The following is an 18478-nucleotide window of genomic DNA, read 5'->3' on the forward strand; positions in this document are numbered from 1 at the left end:
TGGTTGCAGAGGCAGCAGTGAATGGGAAAGGGCTAGGCCAGCTCAGCGATCTGGAGCTGGAGCTGGGCCAGAACCGACTCGATCCTCTGAAGCTCGGGATGCTGGGACAGGGTGAAGGCCACCTGCTGCTGTGGCATTTTCAGCTTCTGGCCCATGCCCGTGACGTCGCTCACAATCCGATCTCGGAATGCCTCGAGCTGCTCAATGGCCTCCTGCAGCTCCTCCCGGCTCGGAGACGGCTCAGCAATGGCGTCGGCCGCGACCGCATCAAAACTGGCGCTGGACATGGTGGAAGCTCACTGGCATTCCTCAGCTTATTGGCGAGCTGTCCAGCAAACACCAGCCCTCTGAGCACCAGCCGCCAATCCGGAACAAAAAATGAAGAAGGCGGTTTTCTCTGGCAATGGCGCGCGCCATCTCCGCCCACCGCCTCCCAGAAGCACTGCGAGCACTAGAGCCAGGGAGTGCCGGCGACCGGGATCACGAAAGTTTGCGTGATGCATCGGATCGGGGAATGGCGAGTGGGGATGGCCGTAGTTTTCCTGGGTGCTCAGGTGAAGAGAGCGGAAACCACCAGACCTTGGTGGTTCGCGCCATTGGCTTCAGCCGATACTCGACCAAGCATCCTCCCCCTGTCCCGACCCCCATGCTCGACGCCTTTTCTCGCGCTGTCGTCAGCGCTGACGCCAAAACTGCTCCGATCGGTGGCGGTGAGTTGGCCGCTCTCCGTAACTATGTGGCTGAAGGCAACAAGCGTCTCGACGCTGTAAACGCCATCACCAGCAATGCCTCCTGCATCGTGTCCGATGCTGTGACCGGCATGATCTGCGAAAACACCGGCCTGATCCAGGCTGGCGGCAACTGCTACCCGAACCGCCGCATGGCTGCCTGCCTGCGTGATGGCGAGATTGTGCTGCGCTACATCAGCTATGCCCTGCTGGCCGGCGATGCCTCCGTGCTGGATGACCGCTGCCTGAACGGCCTGAAGGAAACCTACATCGCCCTCGGCGTGCCCCTGCAATCGGCTGGTCGCGCTGTGGCCATCATGAAGGCCTCTTCTACGGCTCATATCAACGAGACCAACACCAGCGGCACTAATCCTGTTGAGACCCGTTTCCGCAAGATGGAAACCGTGAAGGGTGATTGCTCCGCCTTGGTTGCTGAAGCAGCCTCCTACTTTGATCGCGTGATCGGCGCGCTGAGCTGAACAAATTAAGGGATCAATCCTGATCTTTAACAACACCACCCTTTTCTGTTGAGACCCACGATGAAATCTGTTGCAACCACTGTGGTGACCGCCGCTGATGCTGCCGGTCGCTTCCCCTCTCAGAATGACCTTGAGGCCGTTCAGGGCAATATCCAGCGTGCTGCTGCACGCCTGGAAGCTGCGGAAAAGCTTGCTGAAGGCCTGGACAAAGTGACCAAAGAAGCAGGTGATGCTTGCTTCAGCAAGTATCCTTACCTCAAGCAAGCCGGCGAGGCTGGTGAGAATCAGACCAAGGTGGACAAGTGCTACCGCGATATCGCGCATTACTTGCGCCTGATCAACTACTGCCTCGTGGTCGGTGGAACCGGCCCCCTGGACGAGTGGGGCATCGCAGGCGCCCGCGAGGTCTATCGCACCCTGCGTCTGCCTACGGCTGCCTACGTTGAAGCGCTGACCTTCACCCGCGACCGCGCATGCTCCCCTCGTGACATGAGCCCCCAGGCTCTGAACGAGTTCAAGTCCTACCTGGACTACGCCATCAATGCGCTCTCCTGAGCCTCATTTTTGATGATGCCATCTGGGGGCCGAAAGGCCCCCTTTTTCATGTCTTGTTTCAGGCTTTCCATCGGCGGGTCGTGGCGGTCTAGGTTCCCCTTCCCAGCCTCAAAATAGCGACTTCTTCGATGCCACACCCCCCCGATCTCGATCAACTGTTTGCAGATCTTGCCCATCCCAACCCCTACATTCAAACGCGCGCCTTCACGGCTATGGTCGAACATTGGCCAGACGAAGCAATCCCGCGTTTGATCGCGCTCCTGGATCAGCCGGATGTCTCTCTGCGTCGAGCTTCTGTTCGGGGGCTTGGGGCCTTCGGTGCGCGCTCGATGCAGCCGATTGCAGTGTGCTTCAGCACCAGTAGCGATGACACGGTGAGGGCAAGTTGCATTAAAGCCTACGCCCAGTTGGCTTCCAACTACGCAGGTCAGGCGTTTACTGAGCAGGCCATGGCGGTTTTGCGTGAAGCCCTTGATGATCGCTCACCTGTGGTTGCGGTCGCAGCCGTCATGGCGTTAGGTCAGGTGGGTCGCCAAGCGGTGCCTCTCTTGCTGCAGGTGAGTCGCGGTAACAATCCAGCTCAAGGAGTTGCAGCGGTCAATGCGTTGGCACAGATCGATCATCCTGATATTGAGCCAGTCTTACAGCAGCTGCTTGATGACCCGGCAACTGATGATTACGTGCGGGAGACTGTGAGCTCGGCCCTGATCAGGATCGAGGATCTAAAGGCCCGTCAATACGGGGGCTGACTTGGCTTGAGGATCAAGATCAGATCCTTTCGAGCTGGCTGATGGAAACTCGTAACACGGCCGTCACATCTGATTCGTGCTCGCACTGGAGGTGCTCGCGCAGGGCTGGTAACGCGTCGCTTGCTTTTAGCTTCATCAGTGAAAGAGCTGCGTTCTTGCGCACCTGGCCCGCTTCGTCATTGAGGAGCGGGATGAGGTGTGGTGTTGCCCAACAAGAATCATGCAGCTTGCCGAGCAAGGTGGTTGCCTCGGCCCGCACATCGACATGCTGATCGCTGAGCGCACGAATCAGGAGATCTCTTGCGGCTTCATCCCCCTGAGCTTGGATTTGATCGCCTAGTGCAGCAATTGCAGCAGCTCTGATCTCCGCATGCTCGGAGCCTGCGGCCTCGCGCAAGGCTTCAGGGGCCCTCGCGCCAACAAAAGCAAGCCCCCAACTGGCCAAGCCCAGCTGCATTGAACTGCTTTTGGGGTTGATCAGGACACCCAGGAGTGCATCAACGGCTTCCGCGCCCAGTGCAGCCATCGCTCCCACGGCAGACCCCTGAACCACTGGGTCAGGGTCATGCAGGAGGGCGTTCAGCAGGACTGGCAAAGCCTGTGGATCTTCGATCAGCGTGAGGGTCTTGGCGGCAGCACGCCGCACTGTGACATTGTCGTGGCCTTCAAGGGCCTGGCAAAGGGCTGGCACGGCTGCTTTGCCAACGACCCCGAGGCTTTCGGCGAAGGTGAGTCGCATCAGACCACGCCGGTCGCCCAGGCCCGCCACCATTTTTTCGATGCTGCTGCTGTTGGCATCAGGCACCTCTCCACACCGGAGCTGGTGCTTGAGCTCCTCCGCCAGTTGGCTGGCTTCGTCTTCGCTCAGTTGGAGTGGGTGCCCGCTGATCGGCGAGCATTGGCTGTCATTCACGGTTGCTGGCTAGCGGGTGGAAGCATTATCAAGTTCCATTGGCGGCCGCCTAGGGTCGTCGTAACACACGGCATCCGGCATGACCTGCTTCGTTCTGTCCCATAACCTCCAGGTACAAGAGCCGGGCGTACCACCCTTCAACGCGGTGGACCTTGCAGCAGGGTTGAAGGCGCACGCTTCTGCGATTGTTTCGGCAGAGCCGTTGGATCATCCCCATTGGCTCATTCGCATCGAATCGGATCTAGCACCTGCGGATCTGGCCCTTGACTTGATCCAGGCATGGCGGGGGTTTCGGCGGGCCTGCGGCCATACCGATGGGCATCAGTTGCTGGCCCTTGGCGGGCGCAAGGACAGTCCCAGCTCAGCGGGTTCTCCCCTGACGCTGGGGGCCTGGGGTGTGGATGTGGTGGAAACGATGGACGGCCCAACGTTTTTGCGCGCTATCGGCTGGGAGGCCCTGAAGCAGGGGCGTCCTGCCGATGCCGTGTTCGCGATGCAAGGCTGATTAGGAGACGCGCGACCGACGCTGCCTCGTTCCACCAACCCGAGGCTGTTTCTCCGTTGACACCGCTTCAGGGGGGGTCTGGGCTGGAGGAGCTTGAGTGCTTGTGGCCCCCTGCACGGAAACATCCTGCACCTCTGCTCCTTGGTGATTGATGAGATCCAGTGTGCGGCTGAGTAGTTCGTAAGGAACGCACAACTTTTGTGGTGAATTCAGCCTTGCACCCTTGCCAAGGCTCAATTTGATCACATAGGAGTTGGTTAGAAAAGGCCCCATGCTGGCAGGAACAACGATGTCCCATGGTGCACCAACATCAAGCAGACCGCCAATATATGGAAAGTTCTTAACGAACGGCCTGCTTGGGTGACCTGACCTGCAATGGTGCTAGGTGTGAATCTAGGGCCCGCCCTGCAGCGCCATCCGTGAGCCGTTTCGACAACATCCATCTTGGCCTCACCCAGCAGGAGGCTCTGCGGATTTTAGAACAGCCTCTTGAAGCACTTGAATCGGCCAGCGATTACTACATGGCGGCCTCCCACCTGATTAATTTTCCTGGAGACTCCACCGAGAAAGCCCTCCTGCAACTCCTTGCCGTTGATTCCGAAGAGCAGCCCATCCGTTTAGCCCAGCGTAAGGCGGTGGAGGTGCTTGGTCGTCTGAATGCACAACAAGCAATATCGGCCATCGGTTGTTGCCTCAAGAGTGAAGATCCCTACCTCGTTGAAAATAGTGCCTGGGCTCTTGAGCAATTGGGTTGTATGGATTCAATGTTGCATCAGGTGATGATCGATTGCCTGGCTGATCCTGCCCAGAATCGTCGGGTTTTGATCCAGAGCCTTGCTGGATTGAAGGTTCGCTCTGCCTTGGCAGCAATTGAAAGCCTCCAGAACGATTCCAATCCTGGTGTGCGCGGGGCAGCTCTGTGTGCCATTGCCCAGCTATCAGGTCAGCGTGATCAGCTACTGGCCCTTGAAGACCATCTCACTCTGCCAAATCAGATGGATCGCCAGTCTGCTATCCAGGATGTGATCAATGCTGGTGCCATTAATCTTCTCCAGAGTGTCCTCCAGGCACCGGTTTCCCCCGTATTTCGGATGCGTGCTCTTAAGGCTCTCTGGCCGGAGAGTGCCACGTCCTGTGAGGGCATGGTATTGACAGATGCGCTTGATGCCTTGGTGCGTGATGATCCAAGTACTTTGGTGTTGGTACATCGCTATGACGATGAGCCTGACAATGCATTCCTGATCCAGGAGTTTTTTGGAACTGACTTCAGCCGTTGCTATCTGGCACTTCAGACACTGCGTCAACGGCCAGCTGAGGCTCTCTGGCCGCTGTTGCGGCGGGGCTGGCTCGAGGATGCGCATAACGATTATGGTGCGCATTACTTTTTTATTCGACTTTTTGGTTCCCATAAAGGATGGCCGGTGGAAGCTATGGCGATGATTACAGAGTGGCTCGTCGAGGCGGTTGATAACCAAAGGCCGCAATTCGTCAAATCAAAAGCTGCAGCACTATTGGCTCTGGCCTCATTAGATCCCCTGCTGTGTAAGCGGCATCTCAGCCGATGGGAAGATGTCGATCGCACGCCCTGGTGGGAATGCCGCTACGCGGCAGCAATGGCTCAAGAATTGATCGATTCTGGCGAAGATAGTAAAGTATTCAATGGCAAAGAAGCCCATCCCTACGTGAAGGCTCGCCTTCAATTGTTGCGGGCCATCAGTGGTTGATTTCCGAGAAACGGGTGCTCCTGCCTCCACGGCTGGCCCAGTACTGGACAAGTTCTTCTCCGCCAGGCCTTGGTATAGATGCCACAGCTCTCAACACTTTGAATGATCGGTTCGGTCCCATTGGCCAATTTCCCACGGCGCGCACTTCCCTCACATGTCCACCACAATCCAGCATGCACTGCTCGAATCGTTCCACGTGTGATTGATCAACGGTTTCAAAGATGAAGTCTGTGCCTAGGCAGATCAGATGCTGAGATCGGATCCACGCTTTGAGCAACTTATGTGCATCATTTGCGTGCATTAGAGCGCATCTCCACGGATCATCTTGTTATGATTGGACCCAGCTTTCGTCTAACTGGTCCGAAAAGGATGAAATCCTTGCAAAGCGGAGCATCCCATGCTCTGAACCCCAGATCGGGGCGTCAGTGAGTGGGTCAAAGCCACGATCTCGACTGCTCCAACGGTCCTGATTGAGCTCCACTTCGCTGACGAGATAGGTTAGTTTCCCATCGCGGGGAATCAAACACTTTTGACCCGGCTCAAGTTCACCAAGGTAGGATCCAGGCTCAACACATCGAAAATGCATGGCGCAGCCGCATCTCTCGATGAGGGCATTGGCATCAATCGTTTGGAGAAGTTTAGGATGCAGCCCAGCTCCGGCTGTCCGTTCCGGCTGCTCAAGCCCAAAATTCTCAACAATGTGAATATCATCACATCGGCTTAGGCGATGAACTCCTTGTCGGTATGGGCGCCACGGATCATGGTCATAACTCTGTTCAGAATAAATGCCCGGTGCGCGGAGCACCTCCCAGGGGAGGGGCATGAAGAAGATATTAATGCGCGCGAATTTTGAAGGATCTTGCTGGGCCTGATCAAGGTTGCTATAATGGCCGCAAAGAGTTTTGGCGAAGAGTAGAGAGGGATCCACGGCTAGAACAGCTCTTGTTTTAGAGAGTAAGTCGCCGGACTTCTGACGAAAATGAAGTCTGTAGAACACCAGAGCCTTCCGAGGTTCTCAGCACCGAGGAACGACAGCGCACATGTTCTGATACGAACCAGATTCTCTCCTCTGCGATGGATTGCCCGTAGCGCGTTGTGAGTGTAAACGTGCCATCGGAAAGAAAGCAATATTTACCGATAGCTTGCTCAGGTTCAGCATACCCTACACTGCGCAGCAAATACCCTTCATCTGCATTTGTCGGAAATGGAATCAGCACACATGACCCCTGACTGACAAGCGATGGATCATCAGGCTCCCAGTCACTTTCTGCGCTCCACTCCATAAAAAAAGGTGAGCAAGGCTTACCCTCTGGCTCATCAGCTGTTGCTATCAGATCGGTTACCCGTGGATCGTCAAGTGAAAGCCGCTTGATCGTGATATGGCTAAGTACTTCCTCAAACTGCCGAAATGCAAGCGAGTGGCCACTTCTCATACAGCGCCAATTTCCTTCGCTCTGCAAGACAAATGTTTCGAGATTCATTCCTTACCTCGATTTCGAAGCGTCAGATTCAACGTTCGCCTTTCTGCAGAGCTTGAGAGTTGTGTACCATGTAAACCATGGACTCCACCATTAGGGCCGTAGCCATGGAAACGCCACTCCCTAAATGGCCCGCAGGCTTTTCACATGGGCCCTTTTTCTGATTGTATTGGCGCGGCGATAGAGGCATTTGAGTTGTCCTGATCAGAATTCGATGGCGATTGAATTTTGGGAAAACAATCATTCCCAACTATCCAGCCGTTTACTGATGCTACTTGGAAAGGGGGCCTGGATTGTCTCCAGGCCCGTGGTCGTTAAGTGTTTGCAACAGAAAGGATGCGTCCGCCTCTTTTCTGGATCCCTTGAATCGTTGTCGTCAGGGAACTGTAGGGAGCGATCGATGTCTGCATGGAACGGCGACGCATGCCCACTGGGTTCGCAGTGGTCCAGGTGATGGCGTAACGCTTGCTGTCTCGATTTCCGGGGCCAGGGACCTTGCTGCCGGCGGATAAGGCAGCGCCACTGCCGATGCTGCTCAGAAGCACGGATTGATGGCTTCCGTCAAATCCGGCAAAGCCATTGTCAAGGGCCTTGGAACGGACATAAGTGGCGTTGCTTTCACCGATTAGGCTTTGGCTGCCGCGCATGTGGGGTACATCATCGAGCCCAAAGGCGTTGATGTATTCCACGCTGAAAGTGTAGCTGTTGATTTCAGCTTCATAACCTTCTTTTGCAAGTCGCTGCACATGCTCGCTAACCTCAGCTTGATTTCGGGGTGCGCGACCTAGGAGGTGCTTGAAGTTGAGCTCCACGAAGCGATAGGGCCCATTCTTGTCCAGAAAAAGACGGCGGTAGCTGTCTGATAGGGCAAGGGCGGTCACCAGCCCCTGGACGTTGAGATCGCCGTTGATGTAAAGGCTTTCAGCAGTAGCACTACGATCTTCCTCCATCAGATGGGCATTGCCGAACACCTGGCGGTAGGCCGCACGAATGGTGGCTTGTGCCGATTCTTGACGGAGACCGGTATTAGCTATAGCGATTGTAGCTGCAGGCATGGGAGGAGATAGATTGAATGTGGTGTTGAATTAGAGTGAGCTAAGTTTCGATCGTGTTGTAGCAATCAGAGCACTTCAGTGATCGAGAGGATCCGACCACCTCGGCGATGGACATAACCGAGCTGGCTGGTCATGTCTTTCCCTGAGACGAGATAGGTCGCATTCGGCGTGCGCTGCCGGCCTCCCGCAGGCTGGGCCTGAACGACAATCCGATAGCGCTTGCCTGTTGGCTCGGTGGTGCCAGCGTTGGCACCGATGCGGTTGATCCTTTGCGACGTGTTTGACCAATTGCTGGGCACCGTATTGGTGGCCACCGACATCACCAGATTCGATGCAGATTGGACTGTGTCGCTCGATGCGTAGCCCCCTGCCAGCGAAAGATGACGGTTGAATGCTAGTTGGGAGCGACCTTGTTCTGAGCTGATACGAGCAAACGGGATGGTGTTCTCGCCAAACAAATTCTGGTATTCATCGCTATCAATATAGCTGTTGATTTCGGCTTCGTAGCCTTCGTTGGCGAGTCGTTGGATGTGCTCGCTTACCTCTGCTTGAGTGAGTGGAGCTCGACCCAGAAGATGTTTGAAGTTGAGCTCCACAAAGCGATAGGGCGCGTTGCTCTCAAAGAAGCGGCGCCGGTAATCAGGAGAAAGAGCAACTGCGCGTACAAACTCACGCGTGTTGAGCCGACCCTCCGCGAACTGGCTCTCTGCTGTGAGGCTGCGCTCGCTTTCCATCAGATGGGGGTTTCCCATCACTTGGCGATAGGCTGCACGTATCAGCCCGGCAATTTGATCAGCGGACTCACCACCGCTGCGCTCAAACACCTCCTGATCTCGTTGGCCAAGACCGAAGCCGACGTAAAGATCGCCGCGCATCGGTGCGGAGTCAGCCCCATCGGCATTGATACGCCTGACGGGCTCAAACATCCCACGGGTACCTCCCGCCAATGATCGATTCACGCTGCCTGCGTTTCCAGACCTGTAGACTTGAGCCGGGACCTTGATCGAGAGGCTGTAGCCCCTTGCAAGGTTACCCAATAGCTGACTCTTATTCCCCACAGCGGTATCACTTCCTGCGAAGTTCTGCTCAAGAGCCGCCATCCGGTTGAAGGCAGACTGTGGCTGACCCAGAGGAGAATTCCAGCTGGTGGGATAAGGAACAGTGTCTTCACCAAATGTCTGCAAATACTCATCGGAATCAAGGTAGCTGTTAATCTCACCTTCAAAACCAGTGGTGGCAACTGTTGCTACATGGGCACTGATCTCGGCTTCGTCCTGCGGCGGGCGACCAAGTAGATGCTTGAAGTTGAGTTCAACAGCACGATGCGGAGACACCGCATCAAAATAGCGAGAGCGATAAAAACTTGATAGCGCGAGGCGGCGCACGAATTCACGAACGCTGATATCTCCATTGCGGAGTTGTGATTCGGCACTCAGCAGGCGCTCACTCTCCATCGGCTGAACATTGCCGAATACTTGGCGATAGGCAGCAATCACCGCTAGCTGATAGGAGGCGTTATCGCTGGCTGTGAACGCCCCAGGATGGTTTAGGTCTTGCTGGTTTCTGTATCGATTATTGCTCGTTGCTGCTTCTGTAGCCTCATGGTTCAGCCTTCGCGAAAACCTGGCAGGTGCGTCTAGTAATTGAATGGCACCGAATCCAAGCGCCGGAGATTGATTCATTGACATGGCTAGGGAGGAATGAGGGCTTTGGTGTGGTCGTACCGACATTTAACAGTCTTTTGGAGCTGTCATAGTGCTGGCGTGGATGCACAGAAGTCTATGGACATTCATGAACAGGAGCGCTGATCTCTGCCCGCACTCGGAACTTGTCATGCAGGGGTAATACTAGCTATTTTCCCTCCCTCACGATGAATGCGCTGATACTGCTCTGATAGCTTGTTGTAGGGAACAAAATAGACACGATTGGACTTCGTGTATCGGGAGACACGCCGTACATTATTTGCACGATATGCTGTGACTTCAACCCGATAGACCTTTCCTTCTTGCCCTGCGCCAACGCCACTGCGAGTAGCGGCATCGCCGAGGTTTGGTGATGGACGAAAACTCCATCCCTGTGAATCGATCGATGACGGTGCTACCACCGGGAGTGGGCGGTTTTGGTAGGCTGCACCGCCCAGCCGACTCTGGATCCCAGCGAGGTTTCCCTTCAGGCTGCTGCTGCTGTTTCCCCGCAGTAGCTGGAACGACCATGTGAACTCCTGGAGAGTGGCGCAGGATTCAGTCCTCCAGCCCCGCTGGTACGGAACTGTCCATTCACCAAAGGTGTTCTGGTATTCATCACAGTCGAGAAAACTGTCGATGTCTGATTCATATCCGCTTGCATCAAGTCGCTCTGCGTGGCGGCGCATTTCCTCAAAGCTAGCCGGCGCACGCCCAAGCAAATGGCGAAACGCCAGTTCTATATAGCGGTATCGAGCGCACGCATCAAAAAAACGTGTGCGATAGAGTTCACTTTTTGCAATGGTGCGCACGAATTCACGCACGCTGATCTCGCCTAATTTGAATTGTGATTCGGCAACCAGCTGACGCTCGCTGTCCATGACATAAGCATTTCCGAGGACCTGCTTGTATACAGCACGGATCAGAGCTTCCTTGGTGGCGTCATCATCACCAGGCACGAGCTCCTGGGGGGCCTCGCAGTCTTGAGCGAAGCGTTCAACACCGAGTATCGAGGCGGGGCCGAAGGGCATGGGTGCGTTGGCGAAACCTCACAATTATCCGTGATTTATCGGCCAGGCTTGCAGGTTGCTTTATGAAACTCAACTCCTTCTGACTGACCGCACTCTCCAGCTGGTGTCCGCTTGTCCTCCGGTCGCCCTGATTGGCATTGCAGCGCTTCGCAGTTTTCGTGTCGCTTTCCCTCAGCACCGAAGCGACTCCAGAGAGTCCCGAGTTGTCGTACGAGTGAATGGGTTCCAGCAATCAAGTTCCGTGTGTGGCCGTGATAAAAGGTTTATAAGCTGCTCAGAACTGATCCCTGAGGCACAACTAAAATCGGCTCCCTGAATGCTATCTGCAGTATCGATGGATGTGTTAATGAAGTTAGCTGTGCGCAAATCTGCTTGATTCAATTGGCTACCCGTAAAGCGCGCTCCTTTGCAGCTGCACCCCTGTAGTCTGGCAAAGCGAAGATCGGCCCCCACAAAGTTTGCACCATCAAGCACAGAGCCGCTAAGGTCGCAACCACTGAGATAGGCCCCCATGAAACTACTTCCACTCAGGTCCATCCCCCTTAAGTCGGCACCATTAAAAAATGCCCCATTCAGATAAGCCTTTGGTCCGACTGCTCCTGATTTGAAATGATTGAATCCCTCGGGAAACTTGCTGTCCATATCATAACGCGCTAACTTGAGATCACAGCCATCAAGCCGGCAGCCAGAGAGATCAGCACCTCTTAGATCTGCTCGGCACAGTTTAGATTCTCTTAAATCTAGAGGGGGTAGAGCTCGATGTGACCAGCAGGCTCCGCGGGCATCAAGTGCCACCTGATTAATCATATCAGGTACGCATGTCTCCGGGGGATGCCACTGCTGTGGATTCTCTGGTAATAAATTCATCTTGAGTTGGGATTCGGGATGGCTTGGAAGTTCGTTCTGTTAACGTTAGTATTTTTTTGGCTTTGGCATTTTAGGACTAAACTGCGCTGGTGGAATGTATGTTGAATATCTTGATTGCTTGATTGTGGCTCTTGAGCCGTCATTCGCTTTTTGGGTTTAGCGCAAAGATCAAGTCGTTAAATGCATTTTCAGCGCTAAAGCTTTCACTCTCATAGCCTGATCTTCGAAGACTATTGACCGAGAGAACCTTTAATTCTGATATGACGTACAAGAGTGCTTTTACGGGTACTCTCAAAAACGTATAGAGTTCCAATAATGCCTTCATGCCTTCTTTGTCGGTGATTTCTGTGCAATTACATGCTACCCCGTAAGTCACTACCCTCATAAACTGCTCGCAGTCTCTCCAGCACGCCATGGCTCTATGCTCAGGGAAAAGCTCTCCTCCTTGCATTATCAACCCTGGTTGTTTATATAGTAATGACGCTCTCGCTCTGGCGATCATCTTTGGTGACTGCTCGATTAGTTCGGCAACAGCTCTTTCTGAGACTTCGCAAATAGTGCAGATATGCTCTATTTCATTTTGACTCAGTGCGCATCGCGCTCCATCTGCAATCACGATAATCTTTCTAACTTCTATAGGTATAGTTTCTCTAGCGCCAAGCCCACATACGTTGGCTTGCGCGATAAGACGGCTAATCTCGGCTTTGTATTCCGTTCCTGTTGTCATAAAATAGAGCCAAGTGGAGTTGCGGACAATGTATTTTTTCGGTCCAAGTAGAATGCCCATATAGTCGACTCGCCTAATCCATAGCAGCGATCGCATGCAAGACTGGCTAGCTCGGCCACTATACCGATTGATTCCAAGAGCGCTTGAGCTTCTTTTTTACCAGATACGAGAGTGGTCCGAATCGAAGAGCCTACGACCCATGTGAGTTGTGTCTGCATTAGATCGCCATCACTATCTTGGCATGCAACGAGGAGATTCGCATTATTATAATGAGCCATAAAATGCGATCTCCAAAGGGATATGTCGTCACTCCTAAGGTCAATGCGAAGATGCATATCTCCCGACTTGTATACGATTTCCTCGCTTTCTCCTGCTTGTCTTATCAAGTTTATGATCTGCTCGGGCTGCTGGAACGTCATGCTCTTGGCAAGGAGAAGGGGGTGGGCGATGCGGGCTTATGTCTGCTTATATACATGATGTCGAATGGCCAATGGGAAAAATTCTTCCTTCAAATAGCACTACTCAAATCTTATGGCTTTGAGTATTCATGGTTGACTGGGCTGTATGTATTCATTGCAATGATAGTTTCTTAGCTGCAAACTCTTAGCTTTGGCTTGCAAAAACAAAGGGCTCCCGCATGGGGAGCCCGAGAATGAAAATCTTTTGTATGCAATCAAACTAGGGCGTTGATTGCATAGTCTAGATAGTTATTTGCTTCGGTGGCTGGCTCGCCAGTGAGACCATGATTGGCTTTGATGTAATTGAGAGCTTCAACGTACCACGACGGAGACAGCTCAAAGGCACGGTTGATTTCATCGATGCCAGCAATCAGATACTCATCCATCGGCCCAGTGCCACCGGCCACGAGGCAATATGTAACCATTCTCAGGTAGTAGCCGATATCACGGCTGCATTTTGCTTTGCCACGCGCATCAGCAGCGTAGTTGGCACCCTGCATCTGGGTGGTGTAGGGGAACTTGCTGTAAACGGCTTGTGCAGCACCATTGACAAGACTATCTGCATTCGCGGTTAATCCCTTTGCTGCTGCAAGGGCGCTCTTGGCACGGTTGTATCGACCGAATGCCGAGTTGATCTCCGTGTTGCTCAGAAAGCGGCCTTGGGAATCAGCTGCTGAAACAGCTTCGGTGAGAGGGGTCTTCATGGGAGTACCTGGCTAAAGAATTAGTTTTTGCTTAAAATTTAGGCTACTGCCGCAGCGGCACGATCGAAGTAGGTGCCGATCTCGCTCATCAGTGCAGAGCAGTCGCCGGCGGTGATGCCATTGCGATCGTTGGCGATGGCGATGGCGGCTTCTTTCATCTTGCGTACGCCTTCGGCTACGGAAGCACCGGGAACGCCGAGGGCCAGGTAGGTCTCACGCAGGCCGTTCAGGCAGCGGTCTTCCAGCACGGAGGCGTCGCCGTTGAACACGGAGTAGGTGATGTAGCGGAGGATGATCTCCATGTCGCGCAGGCAGGCAGCCATGCGGCGACTGGTGTAAGCGTTGCCGCCTGGGGCTGTCAGGGCAGGTTGTGCCTCAAACAGGTCGCGGGCCGCGTTGGTGACGATCTTGGACGCGTTGGAGGTGATGCGGTTGACAGCATCCATCCGCTTGTTGCTTTCGGCGACCATTGCCGCGAGGGCGTCGATCTGGCCAGCGTTGATGAATTCGCCACGGGCATCAGCCTGGGCAACCACCTTGGTGAAGGCGTCAAACATTGTTAGTGCTCCTGTTCTCGACGGAGGGGTCGGGGAGGGGATTGTGGTTCCAGGCTGGCGTTCACCCAGAGGCGGTGGACCGTCGGGTCCGCTGCAGCTAGGTGCTCGACAACTCGGTAGGTCCATTCTCGTCTCCTGGCGGGGGTTGGCTGAGTCAGGGTTAACAAATGGTCACCCCGAGTACCCAAGTGCTGCCAAGCGATCTGCTGGCCAGGCGTGGGGCTTACAAAAAAGGCCCGTGAGAGCGGGCTTTGTGGTCACGGCGATGCCGACGGCTATTCACGCTTGCCCCGGTCACAGTGACGTGACCCCCTTCATCGGTCCAGGCCTTATGAGAGTGGGTGGGTTGGTCATGCGGCAACTCCCTGTTGAGCTGCCTCCAGGGGCGTACGCCCCTGGAGGGCCGAGTGCGGCCTGAGAGAGTTGTACTCCCAGCGCCAACGATCGGCCAGGATTTGCGCCTCCGGAGCTGTGGTGAACAGCTCGGTGTTGAGGAACTCATCCCGGAACCGGCCATTGAACGATTCCGCGAATCCGTTCTCCCAGGGGGATCCCGGCGCGATGTACGCCGTGCTGGTGGTGGTGCTGGCCTCACACCAGTCCCGTAGGGCCTGGGCGATGAATTCCGGACCGTTGTCGCTACGGATGAACGCCGGGGCCGGGTAAAAGCTGGTGAGCTCCTCCAGCACCGCCACCACGTCCTTGGCCTTGCAGCGTCTGCCCACCCGGATGGCCAGGCAGAGGCGGCTGTGCTCGTCGATCACGTTCAAGAACTTCAGTCTGCGGCCGTCGGCGGTGGCGTCGAACTGGAAATCCATGGCCCACGCCTGGTGGGGATGCTCGGCCCGGTGACGCCGCACCGAACCATCTGCGGGCCGTGCCCGCTTTCGCTTCCGGGGAGTGGGCCGCTGCAGGCCTTCCTCCCGCCAGAGCCGTTGCACCCGCTTGTGATTGACGGTCCAGCCCTCCCTCCGCAGCAGGCGGTAGGCCATCCGCCGGCCCCAGCGGATGTGCTCAGCGGCAATATCCCGGAGGCGTTGGCGCAGCTTGGCCTCCTCGATATCGACAACCTTGCCCCCATGGCGCTGGGTGCTGCGGTGCTGCCCCGCCACCCGGCAGACAAAGCGTTCAGAAGCCCGGTAACGATCCTGCAGAACCTTGACGGCTCTGTCGCACCGCGAGGTGCGCTTTGCAGCGCAACGGCGTTCCGGGCTCAGAAGTTTCCCTCGGCAAGGTCCTACGGCTTCGCCGGGCCTGCGGCTAGAGCATCGCCTTCTCCAGCTCCGCCTCCGCCAGAAGCTTCTTGAGCCGGGCGTTCTCCTTCTCCAGCTGAGTCAGCCGCCTGGCTTCCTCGGCCTGCATTCCGCCGTACTGCTGCCGCCAGCGGTGGTAGGTCGGCTGCGTCACCTCGATGACGCGGCAGACCTCGACGACGGTCTTGCCTTGGGCGATCAGCTGCTCGGCGGTCTTGAGCTTGCGGATGATCTGCTCCGCCGTGTGCCTGGTGCGTTTCATGGTGAAGTCCCCGGCCCAGTCTGGCCGGATGAGGACTCTCATTCACCCTGGACCGACTTCCGGGGTCCACGTCAACAGTGAATGTCACCTGATGGCCGCTGCTGAACCTGGTGCCGCGAGTGCCTGCAGAAACCTTCGTCGTGTGATGGGCATAAGGGTTGGATGGGAGCTCAGTTCACAGGGGTAATGCTGGCGATGCGCCCCCCTCCCGCTGAATTTGCTGCTGGTACTGCAGCGGTTTGTTGAAGGGGATGAAGCGCACTCCCTTGCTGCTCTCTGGGGTGCGCGACCCAGCAGATGCTTGAAATTGAGCTCGATCAACTGGTAGGGATTGCAGTGTTCGAAGGATTTCTGCTTGTAGAGGCCGCTCTTGGCCGCCTGGCGCACAAACTTACCCACGCTCAGGTGGCCACGATTGAACAGGGACTCTTGCCCTTTCAGCCGCTCGCTGGCCCTAACGAACTGGTGACCCAGCACATGCTTGTAGACCGCGCGGATCAGGACAGCTTTGTCATTTTCAGTGGGACAGCTGCAAGCGGGTTCCTACGGGCGCGTTTTGGCTGGATCACATGGATTTCGGAATCGTTACAAACCTGGCGCTGGCGCCTCGCTGCAGCGCCGATACCATCCGCCCAATCCACCGGCATTGGCCATGGCTGTTGAGCTGAAGGTCGCAGATTGCACCCAGCGGCTGGCTGACCAGCTGCAGACCCTCTCCGAGGTGGCTGAAACCCTCACCTTTCGCCTGCTGGAGCTGGAGGAGCGCCTCGCGGCCCAGGAGCTGAAAGTCCAGTCCCTGCTGGAGGACCAGGGAGGCGCTTTGGGTGAGATGGCGGAGGACACCGAGCTGCGGCTGGGGGATACGGAAGACCGGCTCGCTCGCCTGGAGGGTCTGCTCAGCGGCATGGAGAGCCCCGGCGCGGCCCGCCATCTCCACCCTGTGGACAGCCCGGCGGCGGCTCGCGAACCCCAACCCCACCAGGACACGTTCCCCGACGACACCTTGACGGAGGAAGCGTTCCTCGATGAGGAGGAGCAACCCTTCCCTGAGGATCAGCCGTTCCTCGATGAGCTGAGCGCCTGAGCCTCAGCGGCTGAGCAGCTCTGTCCAGCTCGCGGGGATGTCGTTGCTGTAGTCGTCGGTGCGGGCAAATTCAAACGGTCCGGGCAGCGATCCCCAGAGATGCTCATGGGTCACCGGGTCATGGCCCCGGTCGATGGTTCGCATGCCATCGCGGTTGAGTTCCAGTCGGCTCACGAGGTACGACGTGGCCCCTTTGCGCTCCACCAGGCAGCGGCAGCCGGGCTCCACTTCGCCCACAAAACCGTCGCCCTCTTCTTTCACCAGATAGGCGCACCCCTCCAGAAGGCGCAGGTCGCCTGGCTGGATCTGGCTGCGGAGCTCCGCATCGTCCACGGCGCCCCAGAAGCGCTGGTCATTGACCAGGGCCTGGTTGTGAATGATCAGCTGGTCGCCCTGACGTTCGGCTCGCAGCACCCGGATCCGATAGGGCGCCGCTGGATTGATGGCATAGCTCTGCTCCAGTAGCAGGGATCCTGGTGCCAGCTGGGGTAGGGGGCGGAATTTCACCAGGATGTGGGCATAGAGCGGTGGGTTTTCAAAGGCCTGCACCTGGTTGCTGAAGCCCCCGCTCAGCATCCGTACCAACCGCTCCAGGGAGCTCACCATCGCGCCAGACGTCACCTGCGAACCTGACGCTACCGGCTCGGGCCGGCCAGCCCCAACAGCCGCAGTCGGAATCCAGCCACTTGCCGGGCCAGATCCGGTTCGTTCTGGAGAAAGGGGTGGTCGGCGAGGCGCTCCAGCATCAGGTCAACCTTGGCCCCCGGATCCAGGCCATGGTGCGGGTCGCGCTCTTCGTGCTGTTTCCAGGCGTCATCAAAGGCCTGGGCAAAGCTGTCGGCGTTGTTGAACAGCCGGTTGGAGGCTTCGGGTGGCTCGCGCATCGATTCGGGGTCGCGCCCGGGACCCCAAGGATCAACCGGGATGGCCGAGTCCTAGCACTGGGGCAGATCCGTGCCGGAGCCGATCAGGAGCCGAACAGGTTCTGCAGCAAGCGCTCGATCAAGGCAGGCTGGTCGTCCGCAGGGATCGGCACGCTGCTTTCGTTTCCGAGGATCTGGCAGTACTGGTGGATGAGCGATCGCCAGGTGTCGCCGAGATGGCTCTCGCCCCAAGGGTCGAGCTGGTCCACTTTGATCAACACCCGGGTGATGGTCTGGGCCACGGTCATCCCTCCCCGACTGCCCAGGAGTCGTTTGAGGGCCAGGGATTTGCTGTCTGTGGCACCCAGTCCATCACCCTCGTGATCGCAGACCACCGCATGGATGGTGCTGGCGGCGTCATAGAGGTTTTTGTCGCTGCTGCCGCCATGGGCAAGGTCGCAGAAGCCGAGAGCGATCTCCAGCAGGGCCCGGCCCATGGTGGGACTCACCAATTCGGGATCGCTGCTCGGTTCAGCCTTGTAGCTGAGGCGGTTGCAATGCTCGATGAAGGCCTGGTCACATTCGAGCAACTGGCGAATGTTGTCCCCCCGAAAGAAGGCCTGGATCTGGCTCTTCTGTTCAGGAGGCAGGGTTGTCTCGCCTTGGGGTGCGCCTGGCGGCACAGGGTCGTCCGGAGGAGTTGCGATCACCATAGGGTCGCTCACCAGCGGAGATAGGGCACTGATCCCATGGTCTTTGGAGCCAAGGAAGCCTGGAGGTCTGGGATCCACACCACCAGAAACA

Annotated in this window: 22 protein-coding genes and 2 pseudogenes; 7 read left to right on the plus strand and 17 right to left on the minus strand. The window is 56.5% G+C overall.

What is annotated here, in order from left to right:
• Positions 1-32: 32 nt before the first annotated feature.
• Positions 33-287, minus strand: coding sequence for a hypothetical protein (locus KBY71_RS03980; RefSeq protein WP_254927674.1), 255 nt, complete (start codon positions 285-287; stop codon positions 33-35).
• 359 nt (positions 288-646) lie between these two features.
• Here KBY71_RS03980 and cpeB point away from each other — a divergent pair, with 359 nt between their 5' ends.
• The 3 genes from cpeB to KBY71_RS03995 all read left to right on the plus strand — a co-directional run bounded on the left by cpeB (position 647) and on the right by KBY71_RS03995 (position 2511).
• Positions 647-1207, plus strand: coding sequence for a class 1 C-phycoerythrin subunit beta (gene cpeB / locus KBY71_RS03985; protein ID WP_213203226.1), 561 nt, complete (start codon positions 647-649; stop codon positions 1205-1207).
• A 60-nt stretch (positions 1208-1267) separates the two neighbouring features.
• Positions 1268-1762, plus strand: coding sequence for a class 1 C-phycoerythrin subunit alpha (gene cpeA, locus KBY71_RS03990; protein WP_254927675.1), 495 nt, complete (start codon positions 1268-1270; stop codon positions 1760-1762).
• Positions 1763-1890: 128 nt separating this feature from the next.
• Positions 1891-2511 (plus strand): HEAT repeat domain-containing protein, encoded by a 621-nt coding sequence (locus tag KBY71_RS03995; protein ID WP_254927676.1) that lies wholly within the window; start codon positions 1891-1893, stop codon positions 2509-2511.
• A 19-nt stretch (positions 2512-2530) separates the two neighbouring features.
• Here KBY71_RS03995 and KBY71_RS04000 read toward each other — a convergent pair whose 3' ends face one another.
• Positions 2531-3424: a HEAT repeat domain-containing protein gene (locus KBY71_RS04000; RefSeq protein ID WP_254927677.1), complete on the minus strand. Its 894-nt coding sequence runs from the start codon at positions 3422-3424 to the stop codon at positions 2531-2533.
• A gap of 79 nt (positions 3425-3503) precedes the next feature.
• On the opposite strand from KBY71_RS04000, the gene KBY71_RS04005 reads away from it, so the two are divergent.
• Positions 3504-3929 carry a DUF2656 family protein gene (locus KBY71_RS04005; protein WP_213203222.1) on the plus strand — a complete coding sequence of 142 codons (426 nt, stop codon included), beginning with the start codon at positions 3504-3506 and terminating at the stop codon, positions 3927-3929.
• A gap of 419 nt (positions 3930-4348) precedes the next feature.
• The gene (locus tag KBY71_RS04010; RefSeq protein WP_254927678.1) at positions 4349-5653 is read left to right on the plus strand and encodes a HEAT repeat domain-containing protein; all 1305 of its coding nucleotides are present in this window, start codon (positions 4349-4351) and stop codon (positions 5651-5653) included.
• Here the strand turns inward: KBY71_RS04010 and KBY71_RS04015 are convergent.
• From KBY71_RS04015 to KBY71_RS04050, 8 genes are all read right to left on the minus strand, one after another.
• Positions 5643-5954, minus strand: a complete 312-nt coding sequence (locus KBY71_RS04015) for a CpeR family transcriptional regulator (protein WP_254927679.1) — start codon at positions 5952-5954, stop codon at positions 5643-5645. The genes KBY71_RS04010 and KBY71_RS04015 overlap by 11 nt on opposite strands.
• A 27-nt stretch (positions 5955-5981) precedes the next feature.
• Positions 5982-6581: a chromophore lyase CpcT/CpeT gene (locus KBY71_RS04020; protein ID WP_254927680.1), complete on the minus strand. Its 600-nt coding sequence runs from the start codon at positions 6579-6581 to the stop codon at positions 5982-5984.
• Positions 6582-6600: 19 nt separating this feature from the next.
• Complete coding sequence (locus tag KBY71_RS04025; RefSeq protein ID WP_254927681.1) at positions 6601-7134, minus strand: phycobiliprotein lyase; 534 nt, start codon at positions 7132-7134, stop codon at positions 6601-6603.
• 311 nt (positions 7135-7445) lie between these two features.
• Positions 7446-8186: a phycobilisome rod-core linker polypeptide gene (locus KBY71_RS04030; protein ID WP_254927682.1), complete on the minus strand. Its 741-nt coding sequence runs from the start codon at positions 8184-8186 to the stop codon at positions 7446-7448.
• A gap of 65 nt (positions 8187-8251) precedes the next feature.
• Entirely contained in the window at positions 8252-9874 is a 1623-nt protein-coding gene (locus KBY71_RS04035) for a phycobilisome rod-core linker polypeptide (RefSeq protein WP_254927683.1), read from the minus strand.
• Positions 9875-10017: 143 nt separating this feature from the next.
• Positions 10018-10899 (minus strand): phycobilisome linker polypeptide, encoded by an 882-nt coding sequence (locus KBY71_RS04040; RefSeq protein WP_254927684.1) that lies wholly within the window; start codon positions 10897-10899, stop codon positions 10018-10020.
• Positions 10900-11070: 171 nt separating this feature from the next.
• The gene (locus tag KBY71_RS04045) at positions 11071-11766 is read right to left on the minus strand and encodes a pentapeptide repeat-containing protein (protein WP_315858516.1); all 696 of its coding nucleotides are present in this window, start codon (positions 11764-11766) and stop codon (positions 11071-11073) included.
• 139 nt (positions 11767-11905) lie between these two features.
• Positions 11906-12553, minus strand: a complete 648-nt coding sequence (locus KBY71_RS04050; protein WP_254927686.1) for a phycobilisome polypeptide — start codon at positions 12551-12553, stop codon at positions 11906-11908.
• Positions 12554-12762: 209 nt separating this feature from the next.
• On the opposite strand from KBY71_RS04050, the gene KBY71_RS04055 reads away from it, so the two are divergent.
• Complete coding sequence (locus KBY71_RS04055; protein ID WP_254927687.1) at positions 12763-13086, plus strand: hypothetical protein; 324 nt, start codon at positions 12763-12765, stop codon at positions 13084-13086.
• Positions 13087-13166: 80 nt separating this feature from the next.
• On the opposite strand, the gene cpcA is transcribed toward KBY71_RS04055, so the two are convergent.
• From cpcA to KBY71_RS04075, 4 genes and pseudogenes are all read right to left on the minus strand, one after another.
• A complete protein-coding gene (gene cpcA, locus KBY71_RS04060) occupies positions 13167-13655 on the minus strand; it encodes a phycocyanin subunit alpha (RefSeq protein ID WP_254927688.1) in 489 nt (162 codons plus the stop codon).
• A 38-nt stretch (positions 13656-13693) separates the two neighbouring features.
• Complete coding sequence (locus KBY71_RS04065; protein WP_254927689.1) at positions 13694-14212, minus strand: phycocyanin subunit beta; 519 nt, start codon at positions 14210-14212, stop codon at positions 13694-13696.
• Between the two features lie 350 nt (positions 14213-14562).
• Positions 14563-15727 (minus strand): annotated as a pseudogene (locus tag KBY71_RS04070) (IS3 family transposase).
• 267 nt (positions 15728-15994) lie between these two features.
• A pseudogene (locus KBY71_RS04075) lies at positions 15995-16249 on the minus strand (phycobilisome rod-core linker polypeptide); the annotation flags it as partial.
• Positions 16250-16379: 130 nt separating this feature from the next.
• Here KBY71_RS04075 and KBY71_RS04080 point away from each other — a divergent pair.
• A complete protein-coding gene (locus KBY71_RS04080; RefSeq protein ID WP_254927690.1) occupies positions 16380-16811 on the plus strand; it encodes a hypothetical protein in 432 nt (143 codons plus the stop codon).
• Positions 16812-16814: 3 nt separating this feature from the next.
• Here the strand turns inward: KBY71_RS04080 and KBY71_RS04085 are convergent, their stop codons facing one another.
• The 3 genes from KBY71_RS04085 to KBY71_RS04095 all read right to left on the minus strand — a co-directional run bounded on the left by KBY71_RS04085 (position 16815) and on the right by KBY71_RS04095 (position 18399).
• Positions 16815-17417, minus strand: a complete 603-nt coding sequence (locus KBY71_RS04085; protein WP_254927691.1) for a chromophore lyase CpcT/CpeT — start codon at positions 17415-17417, stop codon at positions 16815-16817.
• A gap of 29 nt (positions 17418-17446) precedes the next feature.
• Positions 17447-17695 carry a hypothetical protein gene (locus tag KBY71_RS04090; protein ID WP_254927692.1) on the minus strand — a complete coding sequence of 83 codons (249 nt, stop codon included), beginning with the start codon at positions 17693-17695 and terminating at the stop codon, positions 17447-17449.
• Positions 17696-17778: 83 nt separating this feature from the next.
• On the minus strand, positions 17779-18399 hold the full coding sequence (locus KBY71_RS04095; RefSeq protein ID WP_254927693.1) for a hypothetical protein: 621 nt from the start codon (positions 18397-18399) through the stop codon (positions 17779-17781).
• Between the last annotated feature and the right edge of the window lie 79 nt (positions 18400-18478).

Origin of the sequence: Cyanobium sp. T1B-Tous, from assembly GCF_024345475.1 — a bacterium.
In the GTDB taxonomy this organism is placed as follows: Bacteria; Cyanobacteriota; Cyanobacteriia; order PCC-6307; family Cyanobiaceae; genus Cyanobium_A.